The 24,955-nt window shown below is 73.1% G+C and carries 22 protein-coding genes; 5 read left to right on the forward strand and 17 right to left on the reverse strand.

Features of this window, described 5'->3' with window-relative positions:
- From J2S58_RS12865 to J2S58_RS12875, 3 genes are read right to left on the reverse strand one after another with little or no spacing between them, the layout of a single operon-like run.
- Entirely contained in the window at positions 1–1,014 is a 1,014-nt protein-coding gene (locus tag J2S58_RS12865) for a Gfo/Idh/MocA family protein (RefSeq protein ID WP_205256727.1), read from the reverse strand.
- Positions 1,011–2,054 carry a Gfo/Idh/MocA family protein gene (locus J2S58_RS12870; protein ID WP_205256725.1) on the reverse strand — a complete coding sequence of 348 codons (1,044 nt, stop codon included), beginning with the start codon at positions 2,052–2,054 and terminating at the stop codon, positions 1,011–1,013. The genes J2S58_RS12865 and J2S58_RS12870 overlap by 4 nt, the downstream gene beginning before the upstream one ends.
- Positions 2,055–2,102: 48 nt before the next feature.
- Positions 2,103–3,260, reverse strand: coding sequence for a zinc-dependent alcohol dehydrogenase (locus J2S58_RS12875; RefSeq protein WP_205256724.1), 1,158 nt, complete (start codon positions 3,258–3,260; stop codon positions 2,103–2,105).
- A 223-nt stretch (positions 3,261–3,483) separates the two neighbouring features.
- On the opposite strand from J2S58_RS12875, the gene J2S58_RS12880 reads away from it, so the two are divergent.
- A complete protein-coding gene (locus J2S58_RS12880) occupies positions 3,484–4,554 on the forward strand; it encodes an isopenicillin N synthase family dioxygenase (RefSeq protein ID WP_205256723.1) in 1,071 nt (356 codons plus the stop codon).
- Between the two features lie 94 nt (positions 4,555–4,648).
- Here the strand turns inward: J2S58_RS12880 and J2S58_RS12885 are convergent, their stop codons facing one another.
- The gene (locus J2S58_RS12885; RefSeq protein WP_205256722.1) at positions 4,649–6,511 is read right to left on the reverse strand and encodes an acyl-CoA dehydrogenase; all 1,863 of its coding nucleotides are present in this window, start codon (positions 6,509–6,511) and stop codon (positions 4,649–4,651) included.
- Positions 6,512–6,704: 193 nt separating this feature from the next.
- Between J2S58_RS12885 and J2S58_RS12890 the strand changes: the two genes are divergently transcribed.
- Positions 6,705–7,004 carry a hypothetical protein gene (locus tag J2S58_RS12890; protein WP_205256721.1) on the forward strand — a complete coding sequence of 100 codons (300 nt, stop codon included), beginning with the start codon at positions 6,705–6,707 and terminating at the stop codon, positions 7,002–7,004.
- A gap of 3 nt (positions 7,005–7,007) precedes the next feature.
- On the forward strand, positions 7,008–8,657 hold the full coding sequence (locus tag J2S58_RS12895; protein ID WP_205256719.1) for a bifunctional 3'-5' exonuclease/DNA polymerase: 1,650 nt from the start codon (positions 7,008–7,010) through the stop codon (positions 8,655–8,657).
- Positions 8,658–8,661: 4 nt separating this feature from the next.
- Here the strand turns inward: J2S58_RS12895 and J2S58_RS12900 are convergent, their stop codons facing one another.
- The 7 genes from J2S58_RS12900 to J2S58_RS12930 all read right to left on the reverse strand — a co-directional run bounded on the left by J2S58_RS12900 (position 8,662) and on the right by J2S58_RS12930 (position 17,525).
- On the reverse strand, positions 8,662–9,507 hold the full coding sequence (locus tag J2S58_RS12900) for a class F sortase (RefSeq protein ID WP_205256718.1): 846 nt from the start codon (positions 9,505–9,507) through the stop codon (positions 8,662–8,664).
- A 197-nt stretch (positions 9,508–9,704) separates the two neighbouring features.
- Positions 9,705–10,487, reverse strand: coding sequence for a hypothetical protein (locus tag J2S58_RS12905; protein ID WP_205256717.1), 783 nt, complete (start codon positions 10,485–10,487; stop codon positions 9,705–9,707).
- Positions 10,488–10,615: 128 nt separating this feature from the next.
- Positions 10,616–12,547 (reverse strand): copper resistance D family protein, encoded by a 1,932-nt coding sequence (locus J2S58_RS12910; protein ID WP_205256716.1) that lies wholly within the window; start codon positions 12,545–12,547, stop codon positions 10,616–10,618.
- 107 nt (positions 12,548–12,654) lie between these two features.
- Positions 12,655–12,894, reverse strand: a complete 240-nt coding sequence (locus tag J2S58_RS12915) for a hypothetical protein (protein WP_205256715.1) — start codon at positions 12,892–12,894, stop codon at positions 12,655–12,657.
- Between the two features lie 183 nt (positions 12,895–13,077).
- Positions 13,078–14,730, reverse strand: coding sequence for a serine hydrolase (locus J2S58_RS12920; RefSeq protein WP_370881870.1), 1,653 nt, complete (start codon positions 14,728–14,730; stop codon positions 13,078–13,080).
- Positions 14,731–14,970: 240 nt separating this feature from the next.
- The gene (locus J2S58_RS12925) at positions 14,971–16,878 is read right to left on the reverse strand and encodes a sensor histidine kinase (protein WP_205256714.1); all 1,908 of its coding nucleotides are present in this window, start codon (positions 16,876–16,878) and stop codon (positions 14,971–14,973) included.
- The gene (locus J2S58_RS12930; RefSeq protein ID WP_205256713.1) at positions 16,875–17,525 is read right to left on the reverse strand and encodes a response regulator transcription factor; all 651 of its coding nucleotides are present in this window, start codon (positions 17,523–17,525) and stop codon (positions 16,875–16,877) included. The genes J2S58_RS12925 and J2S58_RS12930 overlap by 4 nt, the downstream gene beginning before the upstream one ends.
- 194 nt (positions 17,526–17,719) lie before the next feature.
- Between J2S58_RS12930 and J2S58_RS12935 the strand changes: the two genes are divergently transcribed.
- Positions 17,720–18,106 (forward strand): hypothetical protein, encoded by a 387-nt coding sequence (locus J2S58_RS12935; protein WP_205256712.1) that lies wholly within the window; start codon positions 17,720–17,722, stop codon positions 18,104–18,106.
- Between the two features lie 108 nt (positions 18,107–18,214).
- Complete coding sequence (locus J2S58_RS12940; RefSeq protein ID WP_205256711.1) at positions 18,215–18,412, forward strand: hypothetical protein; 198 nt, start codon at positions 18,215–18,217, stop codon at positions 18,410–18,412.
- 124 nt (positions 18,413–18,536) lie between these two features.
- On the opposite strand, the gene J2S58_RS12945 is transcribed toward J2S58_RS12940, so the two are convergent.
- The 6 genes from J2S58_RS12945 to J2S58_RS12970 form a co-directional block, all read right to left on the reverse strand.
- Entirely contained in the window at positions 18,537–19,400 is an 864-nt protein-coding gene (locus J2S58_RS12945; protein WP_205256710.1) for an SGNH/GDSL hydrolase family protein, read from the reverse strand.
- 40 nt (positions 19,401–19,440) lie between these two features.
- The gene (locus tag J2S58_RS12950) at positions 19,441–20,265 is read right to left on the reverse strand and encodes a carbohydrate ABC transporter permease (RefSeq protein WP_205256709.1); all 825 of its coding nucleotides are present in this window, start codon (positions 20,263–20,265) and stop codon (positions 19,441–19,443) included.
- Complete coding sequence (locus J2S58_RS12955) at positions 20,262–21,215, reverse strand: carbohydrate ABC transporter permease (RefSeq protein WP_205256708.1); 954 nt, start codon at positions 21,213–21,215, stop codon at positions 20,262–20,264. Before J2S58_RS12955 ends, J2S58_RS12950 begins: the two co-directional genes overlap by 4 nt.
- A 6-nt stretch (positions 21,216–21,221) precedes the next feature.
- A complete protein-coding gene (locus J2S58_RS12960; RefSeq protein WP_205256707.1) occupies positions 21,222–22,625 on the reverse strand; it encodes an ABC transporter substrate-binding protein in 1,404 nt (467 codons plus the stop codon).
- 68 nt (positions 22,626–22,693) lie between these two features.
- Positions 22,694–23,659 carry an alpha/beta hydrolase gene (locus J2S58_RS12965; protein WP_205256706.1) on the reverse strand — a complete coding sequence of 322 codons (966 nt, stop codon included), beginning with the start codon at positions 23,657–23,659 and terminating at the stop codon, positions 22,694–22,696.
- A gap of 191 nt (positions 23,660–23,850) precedes the next feature.
- Positions 23,851–24,840 (reverse strand): LacI family DNA-binding transcriptional regulator, encoded by a 990-nt coding sequence (locus J2S58_RS12970; RefSeq protein WP_205256705.1) that lies wholly within the window; start codon positions 24,838–24,840, stop codon positions 23,851–23,853.
- Positions 24,841–24,955 lie beyond the last annotated feature (115 nt).

The raw sequence follows: 24,955 nt of genomic DNA on the forward strand, positions 1-24,955 counted from the left end.
TCATCCGCTCGCGTACAGCTCCGGCACCTCCGGCAGCTCGATGTCGACCGTCGTCCCGGTCCGGTAGGCCTCGATCGCCCGGGTGGACACCACGGTGGCCGCGTAGCCGTCCCACGCATTCGCCCCGAGCAGCGGGGTGTCGTGACGCAGCGCGTCGATCCAGCTCTGCAGCTGGACGCGGTAGGCCTCGGCGAACCGCCCGAACCACAGCTCGGGGATGTCGACGCCGCGGCTGAACGCCGCGGACCGGGTGATGAAGGCGCCGTCGCCCATCACCGACTGGCCCGACGACCCGGTGACCCGGCAGGTCACCTCGTATCCGAGCTGGGCGTTGGCGAAGGCCTCCACCTCCATCAGCACCCCGCTGCGGGTGCGCAGGATGACCAGCAGCGGGTCGTGCTGGCCCTCCGGGGTGAGCGGTCCGGGCCGGGGAGTGAGCACGGTGATCGACGCGTACTCCTCGTCCAGCAGCCACCGGCCGATGTCGAACTCGTGCACCACCATGTTGGTCAGCGTCTGCTCGGTCCGCAGCCCGTACGGCGCCCGGGTGTTGCGGTGGATGTTGTGCACGATCAGTGGCTCGCCGATGCGCCCGGCGGTGAGCTCGTCCTTGAGCTGCACGTACCCGGGGTCGAAGCGCCGCATGAAGCCCAGCTGCAGCACCCGCCGGCCCAGGGCGATCTCCGCGTCGACCACGGCCCGGGCGTCCGCCTCGGTGGTGGCCAGCGGCTTCTCGCACAGGATGGGCTTGCCGGCCGGCAGTCCGAGGAGCAGCTGCTGCGCGTGCACCGCGTCCGGGGAGGCGATGAGGACGGCGTCGACGTCGTCCGCGGTGAACACGTCGGCCAGCTCGTCGACTCGGCGGGCATCGATCTGCTCGGCCAGCGCGCCGGCCCGCGCCGGGTCGAAGTCGTGCACGACGGTGACGGTGGACCCGGAGATCCCCCGGGCGAGGCTGACCGCGTGCGCGCTACCGATCACGCCGGCCCCGATGACGGCGACCCGGATGCTCATGCGCCGGCCCCGGCGGCGTCGGGGGTGGCCGTGCGCGGGGCCATCCCGGCGGAGCGGTAGATGTCGTCGATCAGCGTCATGGTGAGCACGGCGTCGTCGGCGTCGGTGGACATCGGCGTGCCGTTGCGGACCAGGTCGGTGAACGCCTCGAGCTGGTAGGCGTAGCTCGACCGCGTACCCATCCGCTCCTCCTGCTGGCCGCCGCCGCGGGTGATCACGATGCGGTCGTCCTCCTGCGGTTTGACGTAGTTGGGGGCGAACGCCTCGCCCCGACTGCCGACCACCCGCAGCGAGAAGTCCACGCTGTGGTGGGTCATGCTCGACTCCAGGTGGACGGGCACCCCGCCGGGCAGACGCAGGTCGGCGGCGATCCACGCGTCCACCCCCGGGATCTCGGTGAGCTCGCCGCCGCGCGCGCCGGTCAGTTCCGGCTCGCCGCCCAGGCGGTGGGCGAGTTCCCGGGTCGTCCGGACGGCGTAGCAGCCGACGTCCATCAGCCCGCCGCCGGCCAGGGCCGGGTCCCACCGCAGGTCACCGGCCGGCGGCGGGGGCATCATCATCCGCACCTCGACGTACTGCAGGTCGCCGAGCTCCCCACCCAGGGCCAGCTCGGCCATCCGGTGCATCAGCGGGTGGTGGAGGTGGTGGAAGGCCTCGATGACGGGCACCCCCGCCGCCCGCACGGCGTCGCGGACCGTCCGCGCCTCGACAGCGTCGGCGGCGGAGGGCTTCTCGGTCAGCACCGGCTTGCCGGCGCGGATCGCCCGCAGGTTCCACGGGGCGTGCAGGTTGTTGGTGAGCGGGTTGTAGATCACCTCGACGTCGGGGTGGTCGATGACGGCCTGGTAGTCGTCCACGACGTGCTCCACGCCGTGCCGGGAGGCGAACTCGGTCGCACGCGACCGGTCCCGGGCGGCGACGGCGACGAGGCGGGCGCCGATCTCGTGGGCCGGGTCGATCAGGGCGTCGGTGGAGATGCGGGCGGCGCCCAGCACGCCGATGCCCAGCGGGGTGGTCGGGTTCGTCGATGCGGTGCTCATCAGGTGTCCGTTCTCGGGGCGATCAGGAGGGGCGGGTGGAGGGCGGGATCAGGGGGTCCGGGCGGGCAGGACGTCGGAGACGAGCACCTTGGTCGCGTTCTCCGCGTCCAGGGAGGTCTCGACGGCCAGGGCCGCGTCGGCGATCGGGAAGACGTGGGACACCATCTCGGCGAACGGGATGCTCGTGTGGTGGCGGGCGAGCAGGGCCAGGGTGCCGGCGTAGGCCTGCAGGTCCTCCCCGCCGGTGCCCATCACCGTCAGGTTGCGGCCGCAGATCACCGCCGGGTTGAACGCCTCGGCGCCCATGTCGACGAATGCGCCGACCTCGACGATGGTGCCGGCGTCCCGGACCAGGCCGATCGCGGTGGCGAACGAGCCGGGGAAGCCGGTGGCGTTGACCGCGAGGTCCGCCCCGTCGCCGTCGGTCAGGGCCATCACCTCGGCACGCACCGAGGCCGGGTCCTCGCCCACGAGCACGGTGTCGGCGTCGACCAACCGGCGGGCCAGCGCCAACCGCTTGGCCGACCGGTCCACGGCGATGACCCGACCGGCTCCCATCAGGTGGGCCTTGACGAGGTGGGCCATGCCCAGGGAACCGACCCCGACGACGACCACGGTGTCGCCGGGCAGGAATCCGCCGGGGCGTCGGACGGCGGCCGCCCGCTCCAGACTGTGCGTGACGGCGAAGATCTCGGTCAGCACCGCGACCTCGGAGGGCAGGTCCTCCGGGACGCGGAACACCGCCGTCCCGGGCAGCAGGTGGAGCGACTGCGCCCAGCCGCCGAACAGGTGGGGGGCGGTGGTCGAGGTCAGCGAGTTGCCGTAGTTCTCCAGGTTCGCGCAGAGGTAGTACGGGAAACCGCGCTGGCAGTTGCGGCACGTCCCGCAGGCCCGGTTCGGGGCAGGCACCACGCGGTCGCCGATGCGCAACGGGGTGCCGTCGTGCGCGAGGGCCCCGCCCGGGCCGAGAGCCCGGACGGTGCCGATGTTCTCGTGCCCCTGGATGATCGGGAACGGGGTGCGGCGCTCCTTGGCCGTCCCGGCGTACTGGACGGTCTCGCCGCGGAAGGTGTGCTTGTCGGTCCCGCAGATGCCCGACGCGATCATGTCCAGCAGGATCGCGCCGGGTTCCAGCTCGGTGGGGAGCGGGTACTCCCGCACCTCGATCGCGCCGGGGCCCACCAGGGTCGCCGCCCGTACCGCCATGTCGTCTCCTCCGCTGCCGGGCCGTGGGCCCGTCGTCGTCCTGCAGGTCGTCGGCGGGAACGGGGTCGACACCGACCGGTGGCACGTCCCCGTGGGGCCGCGCCTCGTGCAGGACGCTAGTGGACGGCACCGACGGCCCGCGGGCGGCGGAGCCGGACTGTTCGGTGGGCGGGCCGTCGTGGGAGGGTGGCACCGTCCCACCCCGCCCACCCCGGGAGTTGCCGTGAGCGTCGATTTCACCGTCCCCGTCGTCGACATCGGCCCCTACGTGCGGGACGATGGCAGCCCCGCCGACCGGGCGCGGGTGGCCGCCGAGATGGATGCGGCCTGCCGGACGGTGGGCTTCGTGCAGATCCTCGGCCACGGGGTGCCGACGCAGGTCACCGACGGCCTGGCGGGTGCCATGGACGACTTCTTCGGTCAGGACCTCGAGGTCAAGAAGACCTACCGCACGCCGCCGCACATCAACCGCGGGTACGCGCCGCCGAAGAGCGAATCGCTCAGCCTGTCCCTCGGGGTCGAGGCGGCCACCCGGATGAACGACTTCTTCGAGGCGTTCAACGTGGGCGCGGCCCGCTCGGACTACCCGGCCGGGGTCACCCCCGAGGACAGCGCCGACGACTACGCCGAGAACCTCTGGCCGGCCGCGACGGCGGGGTTCGACGGCGAGGCCTACCGCGCCGCTGTCCAGGCCTACTTCGTCGAGGCCCGCCGGGTGGCCCGCACGCTGACCCGGGTGTTCGCCGACGCGCTCGACGTCCCCGCCGACTTCTTCGCCACCCGCACCGACCACTCGCTGGACGTGCTGCGGATGAACAACTACGCGCTCCCGCCCGGCCTGGTCGACCTGGACGGCGAACTGACCGGGATGGGCGAGCACACCGACTACGGCATCGTCACCGTGCTGTGGGCCGACCGGGTCGCCGGGCTGCAGGTGCTGGACACCGACGGCGACTGGCACGACGTCAGCCCGATCGAGGGCGGGCTGCTGGTCAACCTCGGTGACCTCACCGCCCGCTGGACCAACGAGCGCTGGATGTCCACCCTGCACCGGGTCAAGCCGCCCGTGGTCGACGGCACCATTCGCCGCCGCCGCTCCGCCGCGTTCTTCCACGACGGCAACATCGACGCCGTCATCTCCACCATCGGGTCCTGCATCGGCCAGGACGGCGCCCACTACCCGGACATCACCGTCGGGGAGCACATCCGGGCCAAGCTCCGTGGATCCCGGGCCGGGGAGCGCAACACCGCCGCCGAGCGGGAGGCCGCCCGGGTGTTGTCCGCCAAGTCCTGAGACCGCCCCCGCACAGCGGAACGCCCCGGGACCGGCTGCCGCGCAGTCTGTCCCGGGGCGCACACCCCTCGTCACTCCCCGGTCGCCCAGAGGTTCAGAACGCCCCTTCCGGCACCTCCATGAGCGAGGTGTCGGCGGCGGCCACGATGGCGCGGCGGGCGGTCAGCTCGGGTAGCACGTTGCGGGCGAACCAGCGGGAGACGGCGACCTTGCCGGTGTAGAAGTCGACGTCCTTGGCCACGGGGGAACCGGCCAGCGCGGCCGCGGCGACGGTGCCCTCACGGAGCAGCAGGTGGCCGATGAGTAGATCGCCGACGCTCATCAGCAGGCTGACCGCGTGCTCGCCGACCTGGTAGACCGACTCCGGCGTGCTCATCGAGGCCATCGCGAAGCCGACCATGGTGCCGATCATGGTCTGCACGTCGCCGAGAGCCGTCTCCAGCAGGGCCATCTCGTTCTTGAACGCCCCGTCGGTGTCGGCGGCGCGGGTGCGGGCGATGAACTCGCCGATCTCACCGGCGACGACACCGAGGGCCTTGCCGTTGTCCTTGACGACCTTGCGGAAGAAGAAGTCCTGGGCCTGGATGGCGGTGGTGCCCTCGTACAGGGTGTCGATCTTGGCGTCCCGGATGTACTGCTCGATCGGGTAGTCCTGGGTGTAGCCGGAGCCGCCGAAGACCTGCAACGACAGGGCGAGGTTCTCGTACGCGCGCTCGGAGCCGACGCCCTTGACGACGGGTAGCAGCAGATCGTTGACCTGCCGGGCGCGCACGGTCGCGCCGGACTCGCCGCCCGCCTCGCTCTCCAGGGCGATCCGGTCCTGCCAGCCCGCGGTGTACAGGTAGACCGCGCGGAGCCCCTCCGCGTACGCCTTCTGCTTCATCAGGATCCGGCGGACGTCGGGGTGGTGGGTGATGGTGACCCGTGGCGCGGTCTTGTCCGAGGCGCGGGTCAGGTCGGCGCCCTGGACGCGCTCCTTGGCGTACTCCAGCGCGTTGAGGTACCCGGTGGACAGCGTGGCGATGGCCTTGGTGCCGACCAGCATCCGGGCGTACTCGATGATCTGGAACATCTGGGCGATGCCGTCGTGCTTGTCGCCCAACAGGTATCCGACGGCGGGGGTGCCGTTCAGACCCAGGCTGAGTTCGCACGTGGTGGAGACCTTGAGCCCCATCTTGTGCTCCACGCCGGTCACGAAGGCGCCGTTGCGCTCGCCGCTCTCCCCGGTCTCCAGGTCGAAGTGGAACTTGGGCACGACGAACAGGCTCAGTCCCTTGGTGCCCGGCCGCGGCTCGATGCCCTCGCCCTCGGGGCGGGCCAGCACCAGATGGATGATGTTCTCGGTCATGTCCTGGTCGCCGGAGGTGATGAACCGCTTCACGCCCTCCAGGTGCCAGGTGCCGTCGGCCTGACGCACGGCCTTCGTCCGGCCGGCGCCGACATCACTGCCCGCGTCGGGCTCGGTGAGCACCATGGTCGAACCCCAGTTGCGGTTGATCATGTGGCCGGCGATCTTCTGCTGGTCCGGGGTGCCGTTGCGGTGGACCACGACACCGAAGTTGGGCCCGCCGGAGTACATGAACAATGCCGGGTTCGCGCCCAGCACCAGCTCGGCCGCCGCCCAGCGCAGGCTCGGGGTCGCGCCGTAGCCGCCCAGGTCGCTCGGCAGCTCCAGGCGGAACCACTCGCCGTCGTGAAACGTCTCGTAGGTCTTGCGGAACGACTCGGGCATGGTCACCGAGAACGTCGCCGGGTCGTACACCGGCGGGTTGCGGTCGCCGTCCACGAACGAGGCGGCCACCGGTCCGACGGCCACCGTCTCCAGCTCGTGCAGGACGCCGCGGGCCGTCTCCTCGTCCATCTCCGCGAACGGCCCGACACCCATCCGGTCCTGGGCGCCGAGCACCTCGAACAGGGCGAACTCCAGGTCACGGAGATTGGAACGGTAGTGACTCATGGTGTGCTCCCGAGATCGTCGTTCCCGGTGGGTCCACCGGCGGACGCAGGCCGGCCGGACAAGTTACCGGCCAGTAGGTCGACGATATTACTGGCCAGTAACTTGCGCAAGGGTGGCTGTCGGCCCGGGGTCGTACGGTGGGCCTCGCCGCGTACACGTCCCGCCGCGTGAAGACCCGTCGAGAGGATCGCCCGTGACCCCGTCACCCATGCCCTACCGACCGGAACCCGCCGCCACCCCCGCCGAGGCGGGTCCGGAGCGCGACACCACCGTGCCCGCGCTGGACTACACCGACGCCGGGGTGCCGACCCTGGACCACGTGCGCGACCGCATCGAGGGCCGGCACGCCACCGCCCTGGGCGGCGCCGAGCTGGCCGCGGAGTCCGCGCAGGGGCGGGCCCGGCAGCAGACCGACGAGGACCGCGAGCGGGCGGCGGCCGCGGCCCTGGCCCGCATCCGGGCTTCCATCCGCCCGGCGGACGGTCGTCCCTGAGCGGTGGTCACCGTCCTGCAGCAGGTGGGTGACACGCCACCGGCCTGGACGTGCACCCCGCTCGACCCCGCGGGGGTACCCGGCCCGACCGGACCGCCGGTGGACGCCGCCGCCGTCACGGGCCTCGCCGGGCGCGTGCTGTGGGACGCCACCGACGCCGTCTATCCGTCGGCACTCGCCGCCGGCGCCCGGATCCCCCGGGTGCACGACATCACCCTGACCGAGCGCCTCCTGCTGGGCCGTGAGGGGCGACACGGCGAGCCGTTGTCGGCTGCGGCCGTCCTGGCCCGGCTGGCCGGCAGTCCCGTCCCCGCGGATCCGCCGCCCGTGGTGCCGGAGGGCCATCCCGAGTTGTTCGCCGCGGTGCCCCGCCGCTCGGGGACGACGGACCCGACCGGGCTCGGCCGGGTCTGGGCCGATCAGGTCCGCCGGATCGGTGACGACAACGCCCTGCGTCTGCTGGTCGCCGCGGAGAGTGCCGGGGCGCTGGCCGCGGTGGAGATGACCCGGGCCGGCCTGCCGTGGGACGCCGCGGTGCACGGTCGGCTGCTCACCGATGCCCTGGGCGCCCGCCCCCCGACGGGCCGGCGGCCCCCGCGGATGCGCGAACTCGCCGAGCGCATCGACGCCGCGTTCGGTTTCCCGGTGAACCCCGATTCCGCCGTCGACCTGCGCGGCGCTTTCCAGCGGGTGGGGCACGACGTGGAGAGCACGCGCGCGTGGGTGCTGCAGTCCGTCGACCACCCGGCGGTGCCGGACGTGCTGGCCTACAAGGAGCTGGCGCGGCTGCACACCGCGAACGGGTGGGCGTGGCTGGACGAGTGGGTGCAGCAGGGCCGGTTCCACCCCGGCTACGTCCCGGCCGGGGTGGTGTCGGGGCGGTGGGCCGCGCGGGGTGGCGGCGTCCTGCAGATCCCCCGGCTGCTCCGGACCGCCGTCCGGGCCGACCCCGGGCATCTGCTGGTGGTGGCCGACGCCGCCCAGCTCGAACCGCGGGTGCTGGCCGCGGTGTCGGGGGACGAGGCGCTGCAGCGGGCCTCGGCCGCGGAGGACCTGTACGGGGTGGTGGCCCGGGAGGGGTTCGGCGGTGACCGGAACAGTGCGAAGACCGCCGTCCTCGGCGCCATGTACGGGGCGACGGCCGGCGAGGCGGGTCGGTTGGTGCCCGTGCTGTACCGGCAGTACCCGCAGGCGATGGGCTGCGTGCAGGCGGCGGCGGAGGCGGGTGAGCGCGGCCGCACCGTGCGGTCGGTGCTCGGTCGGCAGGCGCCCGCACCGTCCGCGGCGTGGAGCGAGGCGGTCCTGGCCGGGTCGGTGCCCGAGGCGGGGGAGGCTGCGGCCCGGCGGGCCCGTCAGGTCGCCCGCGAGCGGGGTCGGTTCACCCGGAACTTCCTGGTGCAGGCCTCGGCGGCCGACTGGGCCGCGGTCTGGCTGTCCGGGGTGCGTCGTGACCTGGCCGGGTTGCCCGGGGCCGAGTTGGTGCTGTTCCAGCACGACGAGCTCGTCGTGCACTGCCCGGCCGAGCACGCTCCGGCGGTCGGCGAGGTGCTGCGGCAGGCCGCGGAGGACGCCCGCGCGCTGGTGTTCCCCGGTTCGGCCGTCCGGACGCCCGTCGATCCGGTCGCCGTCGGCTGCTACGCCGACGCGAAATGACCGGTCAGGCCGGGCGGGACGAGGTCAGCGTGCCGAAGGCGATGATGTTGGACTCGTAGCTGCTCGCGGCGGGGTCGAACTCGCCGCCGCAGGTGATCAGCCGGATGCCGGCGTGGTCGAGGTTGCCGTAGACGTCCAGGGTGGGGAAGTCCGACTTGGGGTAGGAGCGGACGGCGTCGATGGTGAAGACCGCGACGGTGTTGTCCTGCCGCGTCACCTCGATGGTGTCGCCCGGCTTGAGTGCGCCCAGCTCGTAGAAGACGCCCGGTCCGTACTTCTTGGAGTCGACATGACCCAGGATGATCGACGGCCCGAGGGACCCCGGATCCGGGGAGTTGCGGTACCAGCCGGCCTTGCTCTCGGGCTCGTCCAGCGGCGGGACCTCGACGGTGCCGTCGTCGTTCAGCCCCAGGTCGAGCAGGGCCGAGGTGACCCCGATGGCCGGGACGGACAGGCTCACCGGGGGTGACTCAGGAAGGGGCGCGACGGCCTCCGGAGCGGGCGCGGTCGGCGGGACGGGCGCCGCGGTGTCGCCCACGGGAGCCGGGTCGGCCGCCGGGGTGTCGGCGGGCGGGGTGGTGTCGGGAGCCGGTTCGGCCGAGGACACCGACGACGGCGGATCGACCGCGGGGGTGGGTGACGCCGGGGCGCTGGACGAGGGAGCCGCGGCGACCGTCGACGAACGCGGGGCCAGCGTGCCGGCCACGTCGGCGCCGGGCTGGGGAGCGGTGGTCTGCGGCGACCCGCAGGCGCCCAGCAGCAGCACGCCCGCCGTGCCGGCCGCGGCCAGCCACCGCCGCGCGCGACGCCGGTCAGGGCCGGTGGTGGGCTGACGGTCGAGGCCGGTCATCGATCACTCCCTGGACGGTGGGTGGGCGGCGGGCGCCCACCCGGACGGTCACGGTTCACGTCAAGTCATGACGAGCGACCCGAGAGTCACCTCCATCATGCCCCCAGGACGGGCCCGGACCCGGTCGGAGGTCCGACCGGGCCCGGGGAGCGCCGGGGTGTCCTGCTCCGGTCCCGTCCGAGGGACGGGGAGCGGGATCAGTCCTGGGCGGGACGACGACGGCGGTAGGCCACGAGGCCCGCCCCGGCGATCGCCACGACCGCGGCGGTGCCCGCGGCGACCTCGGTGCTGCTCATGCCGGAAGCGGTCGCGCCGCCACCGGTGTCGGCCGAACCGGCGGGCACGCCGGCCATCTGCATCGGCTTGAAGGCGCCGCACAGAGCCGGGTCGGTGGCCTCGGCGGGCAGGCTCGGATCCAGCTCGCTGGCCCCCAGGACGCCGTCGTAGGTGCCGTTGCCGTTGTAGTCGATGCCGTGCACGACGAGGACGGCGGTGCCCTTCTGCAGGTTGGCCACCACGTTCGGGTCCAGGTCGATGGTGCGGGTGTAGGTGTAGGAGCCGTTGCTCGGGAAGGCCGCGACGTTCAGGGCCGCCGCGGGCGAGGTGTCGCCCTCGGTGGTCAGCGAGGTGCCGATGGCGCCGTAGAGCGGCACACCGTCGGCCACGTTGATGGACCGCTGGCCGTTGTGGTCCTTGGCCTGCGCGTCGCCGGGGCACTGGCCCAGGGCGTCGACGTGGATGTGCTGGGCGTGCGGGGCGCCCTCGAGCAGCCCGTTGACCTGGAGCTTGATCTCGGCGGAGTTGCCGTTCAGGGTGACCCACGCGGTGCCGTTGCCGGTGACCTTGTTGGCGGCGATCGGGTTCAGCGTGGCCTCGTAGGAGACGGCGGCGGCCGAGGCGGACGCCATCGCGGGGACGCCCAGGCCGAGGCCCAGGGCGCAGGCCGACACACCGGCCACGGCGAGCAGCTTCTTCTTCATACGGTTTCCTCTCGGTGACGGCCGATCGGCCGTGTCTTCCCGGCGGGATGCCGGGCCGTTCCGTTCCGGGCGGTCACTCCGCGTGCGCTGCGCCGGGGGAGGCGACGGCACGACGGTGTGACGTGAGGTCATTCGGCCCCGACCGGGTGAACGATGGGTGAGGATCCCGAGGAATTCCGGGTGGGCTCGACCCCGGTCGCCGTCCTCCGTGGTTCGGCCGGCGGTGCACCGGTCCGGGGGGCGGCGGGGGTGGTCAGCAGGCGCAGGACCAGCGCGGCGGCCAGGATGCCCAGGCACAGCAGGGCCGCGGTGCGTTCGTCGTCACCCGGGTAGATCCAGGCCAGGTTGAGCTCGGCGAACCACGGCCGGGCCGCGGCCGCCCCGCCGACCAGCAGGGCGACCCCGATGAGCGCCTGCCCGCCCCACCAGAGGCCGGCCGCCGTCCGGGTCGACGGCCCGGCCGGCGCTCCGGCCAGCCGGATCAGGAAGGCCGATCCCCACAGCACCGCGCCCAGGACGGCGACGGTGAACAGCAGCGGGGTCGAGGTGGCCAGCCGGGCCAGCGGGGTGAGCAGCCAGGCGGCGGACCAGGCGAGGGCCGCGACCGCCAGCACGGCCGGGGCCGGCCGCGCGAGCAGGCGCGGACAGCTCGACCCGGCGGGGCGGGCCAGGGCGATCAGCACCGGGACGAGCACGCCCGACACGGTGAGCACGCCGACGGTGATGCTCCAGACGGCGCTGCTGTAGGTGGCCACCCCGCTGCTGGTGACCAGGGTCAGTACGACGGCGGCGGCGAGGGCGGCGGCCGTCGGTGCGGTGCGGAGGGTGCCGGCGCGGCGGGCGGAGCGGAGGTACCCGACCAGCGCCAGGGCGGTGAGGGTGAGGACGAGCACGTCCGGGCGCCACAGGATCGCGACGTTCTCCACCGAGACCACGGGGATCTTGTGTCCGAGCATCCCCTCGATGCGGGGGGTGCCGTGGGCGGAGTCGTGGCCGGTCAGGTGGGCGGCCGGGGGCGGCGTGCGGGACAGTCCGGCGGCCAGTCCCATGGTGGCCCCCATGACCAGCAGCTCCACACCGGCCAGCCGGAGCACGGCCCGGCGGGTCCCCGTGGCGCCCTCGCGGACGGCGGCGGCGAGCCGGGTGCGGTGCCACAGGCCGAAGCCGCCGAGCACCAGCAACGCCGCCAGCTTGGCCAGGACCACGCGGCCGTAGCCCGAGCCGAGCAGCGAGGAGAACGAGCCGAGGCGGACGGCCGCCACGATCACCCCGGACGTGCCGACCGCGATCCAGCACCCGAGGGCGAGCGCGGAGAACCGGGGCAGGGCGTGGGCCAGCACCCCGGCGCGCAGGAACAGCACGACGGCGGCGAGACCGCCCACCCACGCGCCGGCCGCGAGGACGTGCACGAGCATCGCCGGCGCGGTGATGTCCTCGGAACCCTGCGCGGTGTGCCCGCCCAGCGCCCAGCTGCCCAGCGCCGCCGCGGCCAGGGGGAGCGCCGTCCGGCGTGCGGTGACCGATCGGCCCGCCGCGGCCGCGGTGGCGGCCAACCCCAGCAGCGCGGTGACGATGAGGACGCGGCCGGGCCGGAAGTCGGCGAGTTCGGCGAGGCCGGCAGAGGTGACCGCGGCCAGCAGCGGCCGGCCGACGAGATCGGACAGGGTGAGGCCGTAGACGAGCACGGTGGTCAGCACGGCGACGGCACCGGCGGCGACCGCGGTGTGCTGGGCGCGCGCCACGGGGGTGACGACCCGGTCGGCGGGGAGCCCCCGGAGCAGTGCGGGCACGAGCAGTGCGCCGAGACTCAGCACGGCGGCCGCCTGCGCGAGGTGGACGGCTGCCGGTAAAGCCCAGGTGGTGGCGCCGCCGGCGTCGGGCAGCCCGGCGACCAGGGTCGGTGCGGCGGCGCCACCCAGCACGAGGGCGGCGGCCAGACCGAGCAGGCCGCAGAGCAGGACGGCGGGCAGCACCCACGAGGTGGCCGTGCGCTCCGCTGCGGGCGGGACCGTGCCGACCCGGATCGGGGACCGCGTGCGTTCGGCCGGCCAGATGACCATCGCGACGCCTCCGTCCGGGTGGCAGCCCACACCTGGGCACCCGGTGGGCGCCGACATGGGGGTATCCGGAGCCGGGGCGGGCGGGGTTTGGTGGGGACCGGTCGAGCTCAGCCCGCCAGCCGGTACACCCAGCGATGGGTGTCCGGGCTGAGCTCGCACCGCCGGTACTGCAGGACGGGGGTCGGGCAGTCGTTCCGGTCGTCGATGAGGATGGTCACCGTCGGAGCCGGCAGGGTGGGTGCGTCCGGATCGGGGGTCAGCCGGACCTGGGTCCCGTCCGCCGGGCCGCCGTCGATGTCGCAGAGGATGAGTCGTCCGCGCGGGGCGTCGTTGCCGTCGCTGTCCATCACGTGCCTCACTTCGGTCTCGGGAGAGGACCCGTCGTAGGACGTGAACGTAAACACTCTCCGTGAGAACGGTGTGACGCCGTGTCAGATCCGGCGGTGACCCGAACCGGGACGGGGACGGGGACGGGGCCGGCCGACCCCCTGGACGGCCGGCCCCGGCCGGTGCGGTGCGGTGCGGGACGGTCACCGGGTGAAGGTGCCGAGTCCCTCCTTGTCCCAGGCCTCGACGGTCACCGAACCGGCGGTGTCCCCGGCCGGGGTGAAGGTGACCTGCGAGATGCTGCCGTCGGCCACGTTCTCGCCGGCCGGGGTGTCGGCCTTCCGGTCGCCCACCGGCTCGAGCGTGAAGGTGGACCCGTCCCAGTGGGTGAGCGGGAAGGTGTCCCCGCGGGGTCCGGCCGTCAGCACCAGGCCGCCGTCGACCTCGCTGACGGTGGCGGGCCCGAAGTAGTCGCTCTGGTAGGTGCCGACGTACGTGCTGTTCGCCGCGGCGGGCGCCGGGTCGGCCGGCGGGGTCTGCCCGACCAGTTCGCCCTGCGGCGCCGTCACCCCGGCCAGCGCGTCGTGGAACAGGGTGTACCAGTCCTGTTGCGGTGCACCGAGTTCGGCGGCGTCGGCGAACTCGTTGACGATGGCCTCGGCCGACCCCTCGGCGGCCGCGTTGGTCAGCACGACGATGCCCAGGTCGAGGTTGGGGATGAGCAGGAACGAGGTCCCGGCCCCGGCGCCGAACGCCCCCGAGTGGCTCAGCCGGACCCGGCCGGAGGCATCGCTGGAGACCCCGAAGCCGTGCCCGTAGAAGCCGGTGCGGGCGTCGATCGTCTGCGGCACGGGGCTGCCGTCGGCCGCCCGCATCGTCGGGGTGAGCGCGGCGCGCAGGGCGGCCCCGTCGATGAGCTGGGTCCCGTCGGCCGTCTTCCCCCCGGCCAGCACCATGGTCATCCAGGTGGCGAAGTCGTTCACGGTCGAGCTGAGTCCACCGGCCGGGGACTGCCCGTCCGGGTCGCGCAGCCAGGCCGCGGCGTACTGCCCGTCGACCTTCACGTGCCCGGCGGCGTGGTTGGGCGCGGCGGCGAAGGTGGCGTAGTCCGAGCTGGTGTCGTCCATCCCGAGCGGGCCGTACACGTCGCGCTGCGACAGGGTCGACCAGTCGGTTCCCGCGGCATCGGCCACGGCGACGCCCGCCGCGGTCAGTCCGTAGTTGGTGTAGTTGTAGACGGCCCGGAACGGGTTGAGCGGCAGGTACCGCAGCCGGTCGAGGATCTGCTGCTGGTCGTAGCCCAGGTCCTCCAGGTCGTCCCCGGCGTGGTTGGGCAGACCGGACCGGTGGGAGTACATGTCGGCGATCGTGACCTGGGCCGTCACCGTCGGGTCGGAGAGCGTGAACCCGGGCAGGTGGTCGGCGACGGGGGTGTCCCAGGTGACGGTGCCGTCCCCCACCTCCTTGGCCACGACGGTCGCGCCGACCGGCTTGGACAGCGAGGCCATCTGGAAGACCGTGTCCGCGTCGACGGTCTCGGGGGAGCCGACACGGCGCACCCCGTAGCCCTGGGCGAAGACCGTCTCCCCGCCGTGGACCACGGCGACCGCCATGCCGGGCAGACCCGACCGGTCGAAGACGTCCTGGGCGAGCGCGTCCACCCCGGCGATGGCGTCGGCGACCCGCTGCTCATCGGTGGGGACACCCGGGACCGCCCCGGGGTTCCCCCCACCGGCGGGTGGCGCGGCCGGCGGCGATGTGGTCGGGGATGTGGTCGGGGATGCGGACGGGGACGACGAGCTCGACGGGGAGGAGGCGGGCCCGGACGAGGCCGGGGCCCCCGACGCCCCCGACACCGACGTGGCCGAGCGGCCGCCGGCCGAGCTCACGGCGGCGGTGCTCCCGCCCGTGCAGGCGGCCAGCAGGGTGAGACCCGCCGCGAGTGCGGCAGCGAGATGGTGGCGTCGCGTCACGCGAGTTCCTTCCGGCGACTGGGCGGGTGGCCCGGACCCGGGCGACCGGTCGGCCGGAACGCGACGGACAGCTCGACGCACATCGGACGACCCCCCGATCCTCTCGACGGGGCCGGAGCGGCGCTATGGACCTGGGTCGCCAGCGGTCGGACCCACGGTCACCCGATCAGGTCGACCTGGCGCCTCGGGTCGGGGTTCCGGGTCGGGACCTGCCTGAGACACGGGGAGGGTGACGGACAGTCGGGTCCCGGCGCGGAGCGGGCTGGTCAGTTCCAACCTCCCGCCGAGGACGTCCACCCGGTCCAGCAGGCCGCGGATGCCGGTCCCGCGGTCCATCGACGCACCCCCCACGCCGTCGTCCTGCACGTCGATGGTCAGGGTGCCGTTCTCCTCCTGCACCCGTACGGACACCGTCCGGGCTCCGGCGTGTTTCACCACGTTGGCGACCGCCTCGGCGACGACGAAGTACGCGGTGCTCTGCACGGGCAGCGGCAGCCGGCGGACGCCGTCGACGTGCAGGGTCGAGCGCATGGGCAGCCGGTCGAGCAGGTCCTCGGTCGCCATGGCCAGACCCCGTTCGACCAGGGCGGACGGCATGACGGCGTGCACCAGGGCGCGCAGTTCGGCCGCGGCCGCGTCGATGCCCAGCCGCAGGTCGGTCACCTCGTCCCGGACGGGCGCCCCCGGATCCATCGTGTTCGCGAGCTGCTGGGCCTCCAGGGCCAGCAGCACCAGCTTGACCTGCAGACCGTCGTGCAGGTCCTGGGCGATGCGGCGGCGTTCCCGGTCGGCGGTCTCCACGATGCGCTCGCGGGAACGGCGCAGCGACTGCTCGGTGACGCGCAGCGCCGCGGTCAATCGTTCCCGGTCGACACCCAGCGCGACCACCCGGCCGGCGGCGCGGACCCGGTCCGGGTCGTCGAGGAGGTCGCCGTCGTAGACGATGGCCCCGACCGCTTCGCCGGACAGCTCGATCTCGACCCACCTGCGGGACGCCGTCGCCACCGGGAGCGTGACGGGGCGGCCGTCGGCGTCGACGTACAGCCGTTCCTCGGGGACCCAGAAGGCGAGCTCCAGGGTGGGGTCGCCCAGCACCGAGGCCAGCGCCCGGTCCAGGCCGGACCGGCTCTCCTCCCGGGCGCCGATCCACCCGGAGAGTTCCTGGAGCTCGCCGGTGCGGGCGAACCCGCCGCGGAACACGGCCAGGGCGAACGCGATCGGCACCCCGGCCAGCACGATCAGCTGGCTGCTCACCACCACCGCGAAGGGCAGGTCCAGCCAGGGCCCGAGGACGTTGGCCGACAGCGGCACCCACAGCACGGCCAGGATGCCGTAGCCGAACAGCGGGATCAGGACCCGGCGCTGGAACGGTCGGGCCCGGCGGAGCCGGCCGGCGAGCACGATCGTCGTGCCGATCATCACCAGGGTCCCGGCCAGGGACTGCACGCCGCTCAGCGTGCGGAGCAGGTCGGGCCGGTCGGCGACGAAGAGCGGGAGTGCGGCGAACTGCGGGTCGAAGGCGTAGAGCGGCACCTGGAGCAGGTAGGTGACCACGTATCCACCGGCGACGGTGAGGATGGAGAAGCGCCCGCGCACCCGACCGGACGGGAACGCGTGCACGAGGTGGACCAGGACGGCCAGGGGTGCGGTCGCGAAGACGGCTCCGATGGTGGCGATACCCGGCACGGTGCTGGTGCCGGCCCCGGCCAGGACGAGCCCGAGGCCGCCCCACACGAGCAGCGCGCCCATGCCGTTGCTCGGTCGGCGCCACCAGGCGAAGATCCCGGTGACCGTCCACAGCACGCAGGTCGCGAAGTAGACCGTCAACCACCAGGCGGGCTGGACGGCCTCGTCGATCATCACGGCGAGCAGCAATCCACTGCCGGTCAGCAACCCGGTGGCCAGGAACAGCAGGGCCCGGTGCAGGGACCCGACCAGGTCCGAGCGCGGTGGCCGGGAACGGCCGGCCTCCGGAGCGGGGACGGCGCGCACCGCCCGGGTCCCGGGGATGCCGCCGGGTCCGCTGCTCATTCGCGGGCCAGGTACTTCAGCACCGCCAGCACCCGGCGGTGGCCGTCGTCGTCGGCGGCCAGGCCCAGGGCGTCGTAGATGCGGGAGGTGTGCTGCACGACCGCCTTCTCGGTGACGACCAGCTCGGCCGCGATGGAGCTGTTGCTCCGGCCCTCGGCGACCAGGGTGAGGACCTGACGTTGCCGGGGGGTGAGGCGGGCGATGGGGCCGTCGTCCTGCCGGGCCCGGGCGACCATGATGGCCACCACCTCGGGGTCGATCACCGCCCCGCCGGCGTGGATCCGGTGCAGGTCGGCGCAGAAGGTGTCGACATCGGCGATGCGCTGCTTGAGCAGATAGCCGACGCCCCGACGCTTCTCGGACAACAACTCGACGGCGTAGCGCCGCTGGACGTACTGGGACAGCACGACCACGGCCATGTCGGGGAACCGCCGGGTGATCTGCAGGGCGGCGACCATGCCCTCGTCGGTGTGCGTGGGCGGCATCCGCACGTCGGTGATGACCAGGTCCGGGCGGTGCTCGTCGACCAGCGCGACCAGATCGACGGCGTCCTGCGCGGCGGCCGCCACCACGATCCCGGCGTTCTCCAGGACGAGCATGAGGCCGCGTCGCAGCAGGGCCTCGTCCTCTCCGATGACGACCTTCATGCAGCTCCCGGGCTCGGCACGGACGCGCGGGGACCCGTGCCCGGGTCACAGTGTCGACCCATCGGCCGCCGCGGAATAGACCCAGGTCTATCGCCCGATCGTGGGCCCCGGTCCTACCGTCCGGATGTTCGAATCTCGCGATCGACGGTCAGGTCACCCGGAGCGGAGACCTCTCTCCCGAAAGGTCCCGCGTCATGACCACCATTCCCACCGCACGTCGTCCGGTCCTGATCACCGTCCTGGTGGTCTTCGTCGTCCTCGGCGGTATCGGTGCTGCGCTCACGGCCGTCCTCCTGCTGACCATGCAGAACAGCGCCGTCTGGCCCGGAATCCTGCAGGCGGTGATCGCACTGGCCTACTTCGCGGTGGCCAAGGGCCTGCTCGACGGCAATCCCACGGCCCGGATCGTGGCGGCCGCGGTGTCGGTCGTGCAGAGCGTCCTGGCGATCGTCACCATCGTCGGCACCAACACCGACACCACCCGGGTGTCCTCCGCCTGGGGCACCCTCGTCTTCGCCGTGCTGGTCCTGGTCGTCCTCTACACCCCGAGGGCCAACGCGTTCTTCGGCTCCCGGCGCTGACCCCGCGGCCCCGTCCGCCGGTCCCGGGGGGTCCGACGGACGGGGCCGGGTACCGCTCGCGCCCGGATATGTTCGGGGGGTTCATCACCCACCGACGAGGGAGTCGACATGAGCGGCATCGGCCGGAGCGACATCAACAAGGACGGCAAGTCCGACGACCACACCGCGGGGGACAAGCGCGCGCCGTACTCGGAGGAGGGCGGCCCGGACGCCAAGCACGCCAAGACCCACGACGTCGCCCGCGAGGAGGCGACCAACTCCAAGCCCAAGGTCGAGGAGCCGGACGAGTTCGCGAACGACCTGTAGTCCGCAGCCGGGACCTTCGTCCCACCGCTGCCGAGCAGTGCCCGATGCCGGTGTCGACGGATCCCGTCGGCGCCGGCATCGTTCTGTCCCTGCCGGTCCGTCCCTGCCGGTCCGTCCCTGCCGGTCAGCCCTGCCGGGCCACCTGCGCGGCGCCGACGAGCCCGTTGACGACGGCGACGACGGCGAGCTGCTGTCCGTGCTCGCTCAGGTGCACGCCGTCGGCGTCCAGGTAGGCGGCCCCCGGGAGGCGGTGCAGGACGCGGTGCAGGTCGATGTGCTCCGGGGTCACCGCGCGGACGGCGTCCGCGACCCCGTCCAGGTCGGCGGCGCTCCAGCGCAGCGCGGCGTCGGCGAAGAACGCGTCGATCCGGGTCTGATCGCCCGGCGGCGGGGTGATGAACACGGCCCGGGCGCCGAGGCCGGTGATCAGGTCCCGCAGCACGGACAGGTTCCGCCCGGTCTCCCCGGCGGACACCATGCGGTGGCCGACACCGTGCCCGTGCCGCCGGGCGTCGTTCGTCCCCAGCATGATCAGGACGTGCGTGGGGGCCAGTGCCTCCACCAGGTCGAAGCGTTCGATGGCGTCCGCCGTGGTGTTGCCGCTGAGCCCCAGGTTGTGGACCGTCGGCACCGGTCGGTCGGCGAGCCGCAGGGTGCGGGTGAGCAGACCGAACCAGCCGAGGCGGTCGGCGGTGAGCGAGTCGCCCAGCCCGATCACCCGGTCGTCGGCGCGGAACGGCAGGGCCGCCAGCCTTTCCCGGTAGCCGGCGTCCGCGATCAGGCGCGCCGCCGCGGTGTCGGCACGGCCGTCCAGGGCGTCGATCCGCCGGTCGACCTCCCGGGTGCCCTCCCCGACCACCTCGGCCAGGATGCGTCCGGCCAGGTGCCCGGAGACGGCGAAACGGTCGAGCAGCGGCCATCTCTCGGGTCGGGTGTAGCGGATCAGCTGCATCCGTTCGTCCTCGGGCAGGGTGCGCGGGGCGGTCATCGCGGTCCCCGCACCGGGGAGGCGGGGGTGGGGCGCCGGCTCATCCCTTGAGGGCTCCCTGCAGGAGCGCGGCGGTGAACTGCCGCTGGAAGATGACGAAGACGATCACGGTGGGCGCCAGGATCAGCAGCGAACCCGCGCACAGCAGCGGGATGTCGGTGCCGTACTGCCCCTGGAACGCGCCCAGCGCGCCGGCCATGGTCCGCTTCGCCGGGTCGTCCACCAGCACGATGGCCAGCAGGAACTGGTTCCACGTCCACAGGAACAGCAGGATGCCCAGGGCCGAGATGGCCGGCCGGGCCAGCGGGACGTGCACGCGCCAGAACAACTGCCAGGTGCTGGCCCCGTCGATCCGGGCCGCCTCGGACAGGTCGTTCGGCATACCGGCGAAGTGCGCGCGCATCCAGATCACCGAGAACGGCATGAACAGGCCGAGCAGCGGCAGGATGATCGCCCACCGGGTGTTCAGCAGCCCCATGTCGCGGACCTGGTAGTAGAGCGGGGTGATGATGCCCTCGAACGGCAGGGTGAGGCCGAGGACGAACGCGAAGAAACCGATGCGGTGCCCGGGCACCCGCAGGTGGCCGAACGCGAACCCGGCCATCGTGCCCAGCACCAGTGCGGCGGGCACCACCCCGAGCACGATGAGTCCGCTGGACCACAGCAGCTCACCCATGTTCGCCGAGGTGAACGCCCGGCCGAAGTTGCCCCACTGCGGATCCTGCGGCCACTGGATCCCCGACGGGTAGGTGCCCGACGGGTGCAGCGCGGTGACGAACAGACTGATGAACGGGACGATGGTGAAGGCCATGAGCAGGACGAGCAGCACGCGTCCGGTCCACGCCTCGCGGGAGGTGACGATCATGCGGTGTTGTCCTTGGCCAGGCGCTGGATGGGGATGACGACCACGAGCACCAGCACGACGAGGGCGACCGCCAGGGCGGAAGCCGCGCCGATCCGACGGTCGGAGAACGCCAGGTAGAAGATCTGCAGGCCGGGAACCATGGTCGAACCGCCCGGCCCGCCCTGGGTGGAGATGTAGATGATGTCGAAGCTGGCCAGCGCGGCGATGACGGTCAGCGTGATGCAGACGCTGATCTCGGCCCGCAGGCTCGGCAGCGTGATGGAGAAGAACTCGCGGATCGCGCCGGCGCCGTCGATGCGGGCCGCCTCGTACTGACCCGGGTCGATCTTGCTCATGCCGGCGAGCAGCAGCAGCGTGCACAGCCCGAGCAGCACCCACGCCCCGATGACACCCACGGCGGGCAGGGCGGTGTCGAAGTCACCGAGCCAGGCCCGGGTCGTCCCGCCCAGTCCGATCAGGTCGAGCAGCTGGTTGACCAGCCCGCGGCTGGACAGCAGCCACGTCCAGATGATGCCCGCGGAGACCAGCGGGATGACCTGCGGCAGGAACAGCACCGTCCGGGCGACGACGGCCAGCCGGCTCTCCGCGATGCGCCGGATGGTGGCCGCCACCAGCAGTCCCAGGATGACCGGGATGAAGCTGAAGAACACGATCAGCTCGAACGCGTTCAGGATCGAGCCGTACAGCTCCGGATCGGTGACCACCCGCCGGTAGTTGTCCAGGCCGACCCACGTCGAGGCGCCGATGCCGTTCCACTGGTAGAAGGAGTACTGCACCGTGAGCAGCAGCGGGCGCAGCACGAACACGGCGTAGACCACCACCGCCGGTGCGGCGAACAGCCAGCCCAGCCACGCCCCCGGGCGCCGCGCGCGTCGGGCGCGGCGCCGGGAGGTGGGCACGGGTGGCGGGGGCGCGGTGTCCGACCGCACCGACGTCAGCGGGCTCGCCATGGTCGGTCAGTTCCCCTGGTCGGCCACGTAGTCGGCCTGCACCGAGGTGAGCAGCCCCTCCGGGGTCTGCTGGCCGGCGACCAGCGACTGCAGCTGCGGGGTCCAGCTCTTGGCGTAGATGGAGCCGTTGGCGTTGGCGATGAAGTCCATCGCGCCGTTGTCCTGGCCGACCTTCGCGCCGGCCTCCAGGGTCTGCGCGGTCACCGAACCGGCCTCGACCGTCGGCATGTAGGCATCGGCCGGGCCCATCGGGTGCGAACCACCGACGGTGACGCCGATGTCGCGGGCGGTCTGGTTCGTGGCCACCCAGTTCAGGAAGAACGCGGCGCAGTCGGCGTGCTCGGCGCCCGCGGCGATGCCGTAGGTGAGCGGCGCGGACATCGCGGCCTGCGCGCCCCCGGACTCGACCGGCGGGGTGAGGAAGAAGCCGACGTTGCCGGGCATCTGCTTGTCCAGGTTCCCGGACTCCCAGTCGCCGTTGAACATGAACAGGCTCTCGCCGCCGGTGAAGCGGCTCATCATGGTCGCGTAGTCCATCGCGTTGATGTCGTCGGCGAAGAAGCCGGCGTCGATCCACTTCTTCAGGTGCTGGGCGGCCTGCTGGTTGGCCGGGGTGTCGATGGTGGCGCCGGACTTGCCGAAGATCCAGTCGTTGATGTCCGTCGGGGAGCCGTAGACCGCCATCAGGTCCTGCAGCGGGAAGGCCAGGCCGCCGGTGGCGCCGCCGTTGAACTGGGCGATGGGGACGATGCCGGCGTCCTTCGCCTTCTGCAGGTCGGCGTCCAGCTCGGCCAGGGTGGTCGGGGCCGCCGTGATGCCGGCCTTGGCCGCGAGTTCCTTGTTGTAGAACACGCCGGTCATGGAGAAGTTGAGGCCCATCGCGAGAAGCGGTCCACTGCCCCGGGTCCCGTCCTCGGCCACGCGCAGCTGGGAGAGCTGCGACTCGGGCCATGCGTCCCAGCCGAACGACGCGGCGTACCCGTCGAGGTCCTTGAGCAGGCCGTCTGCGGCGAGCGAGGACAGCTGCGGCAGGCGGATGAGGTCCGGCGGGCTGTCGGCCAGGGTGCGGGCGGCGTTCTGGGTGATGACCGCGAACTGGTCCTCGCGGATGTCCCAGGTGACGTTCGGGTACTGCTTCGTGAACTCGTCGGTGAGGTCCTTCGGGAGCGGGAAGCCGGTCTCGAAGTAGGCCTTCATGGTCACCGGGTCGGTGCCGCAGTCGACGGGCCCGCTCGCGGCGGTGGCGGTGGAGCCGGCGGACGTCGCGGCTCCGGCGGCCGCGCTGGTGGACGCCGCGGTCGAGCCGCCCGGGGCCGAGCAGCCGACGACGGCCAGCAGGCTGCCCAGGGTGAGGGCGGTGGCGATCAGGCCGGGGGTACCGGCGCGGCGCCGGCGCAGTGCGTGGGTCATTCTCCGAACTCCTTCGTCTGGGGAATCACCGGCGGTCGAGGACCGTCCGCCGGGTGGTGCGGAACGGGTCAGGCGCCGGCGACCGGCGCGGGGTGGTGGGCCCGGTGCAGCGCCGTCAGGACGTCGGCGCGCCAGGTGCGGGCGGGCTCCCAGGTGCCGGTGAGGGCCAGGGAGCCGTGCACGGCCCCGGGGTAGCGGTGGTGTTCGACGGTCACGCCCGCCGCACGCAGGCGGGCGGCGAACAGCTCGCCCTCGTGGCGCAGGGGGTCGCATTCCGCGGTCATCACCCGGGTCGGGGGGAGGCCGGCGACGTCCGCGGCGTGCAGCGGTGAGGCCCGCGGGTCCGTCGCCCCGTCCGGGTCCGGGAGGTAGAGCTCCATGCCGGCCCGCATGTCCGCGACGGTGATGCCGTACTCGTCGCCCACTCCGGACGCCCGCATGGAATCCAGGGTCAGGTCCAGGGCGGGGACCTCCAGCACCTGCAGGGCGATGGCGGGACCGCCGCGGTCCCGGGCGGCCAGCGCCACGGCGGCGGCCAGCGTCGCACCGGCGGACACCCCGCCGATGGTCAGCACGTCCGGATCGCCGCCGAGGTCGGCGGCGTGCGCATGAACCCAGAGCAGGGCGGCGAGGCAGTCGTCGAACGGGGTGGGGAACGGGTGTTCGGGGGCCAGGCGGTAGTCGACGGCGACCACGACACAGTCCGCCGCGGCGGCGCGCTCGCGGCAGGTGGCGTCGACCACGAGCTCGTCGACCGATCCGAGCCAGAAGCCGCCGCCGTGCACGAACAGGTGCAGGGGCAGGGGGCCCGTCGCGGTCCGGGGCCGGTAGACGTGCACGCGGACCGGCCCGGTCGGGGTGTCCACCACGTGGCGGGTCAGGTCGGCGCCGGCCGGGGCGGGCTCGCCGAAGCGCCGGAAGATCTCGTCGGAGGCGGCCAGGATGGCCCGCCGCCGCTGCGCCACGGGAACGTCCGGTGTGCCGGCGTCCGGCTTGAAGTCCAGGAAGGCCCGGACGGGTGCGTCGAGATCCACGGCTGGCCCTCCCGTCCGGACTGCGTCGTCGGTCGACGCCGGAGCGGATCCCGCCGGGGGCGCGGGGCCGGCCGGGAGGGTGCACGTCGTCGTCCCCGAGAGGAAACCCCATCGCGACGGCACTCGTCAAGTGGTTTGTTAGAAGCACTTTTATGACCGACCCGGACGCTTTCGGCCCCGGTCGGGCGCCGTCAGGTGGTGGAGCGCGGGACGAGCTCCAGGTCGAGCACGGTCGTGGTCCGGACGGCGGTGCCGCCGCTCTCGAGCAGCAGCCGCAGCGCGGCCCGGCCCGACTCCTCGAACGGCTGCCGCACGGTCGTCAGATCGGCCGCGGCCGCGGACTCGCCGTCGTCGAACCCCATCACGGCGAGGTCCTGCGGCACCCGCAGGCCGCGGTCCCGGGCGGCCAGCAGGACCCCGACCGCGAGCAGGTCGTGATGGGCCATGACGGCCGTCGGTCGGTCGGGCCGGTCCAGCAACTGCGCGGCGGCCGCCCGGGCGCCGTCCACCGAGTTGTCGCTCGTCGCGGTGACGACCGCGGCGGGGCCGAAGGGGGCCATCACCTCGGTGAACCCGGTCAGCCGTTCGATCGCCTGCGACCGGTAGTCGGCGACCTGGTGCTCCAGGAGATAGCCGCACCGGGTGTGTCCGCGGGCCACGAGATGCCGTGCCGCGCACCGGCCCCCCTCGACGTCGTCGACCACGACCCGGCTGAACAGGTCACTCGCTGCGTCCACGGCGACCGTCGGGAGGCCCCGGCGGTGGAAGCGCTCGGCGATGTCCTGCTCGATGCCCAGGCCCATCACGATCAGCCCGTCGAGCCGACCGTGGATCGGCATGCTGGCCAGCGTCGGGGAGGACGTGGAGGCGGCCGACTCGTGATCGAACGCGACGATCTCGGTCCCCGCGGCATGGGCCGCGCCGAGCACCCCGGCCAGCCGCCGCAGGAACGAGGGGTAGGAGGTGAACGGGGCCATCACGCCGATCCGCCCGGTGCCCTTGCGGGCCAGATCCATGGCCTGCACCTTGGGGACGAAACCCAGTTCGTCGGCCGCGGCGAGCACCCGCTGCCGGGTGGCGGCGCTGACCCGCTCGGGTCGGTTCACCGCGTTGGAGACGGTGGAGATGCTGACGCCCGCCCGCTCGGCCACTTCGTAGATGGTGATGCGATCGGGCTGCACGTCGACCCTCTCGTCCTCGGGTCCGGTGATTCCGGCGGGCTGGTGATGGCTTCGCGCGAGGACGCTACGCGGGTCGGCGGTGCTCCCGCCGTGATGCCCGGGCCCCTGGCGAGTC

Origin of the sequence: Nakamurella flavida, assembly GCF_030811475.1 — a bacterium.
GTDB lineage: Bacteria > Actinomycetota > Actinomycetes > Mycobacteriales > Nakamurellaceae > Nakamurella > Nakamurella flavida.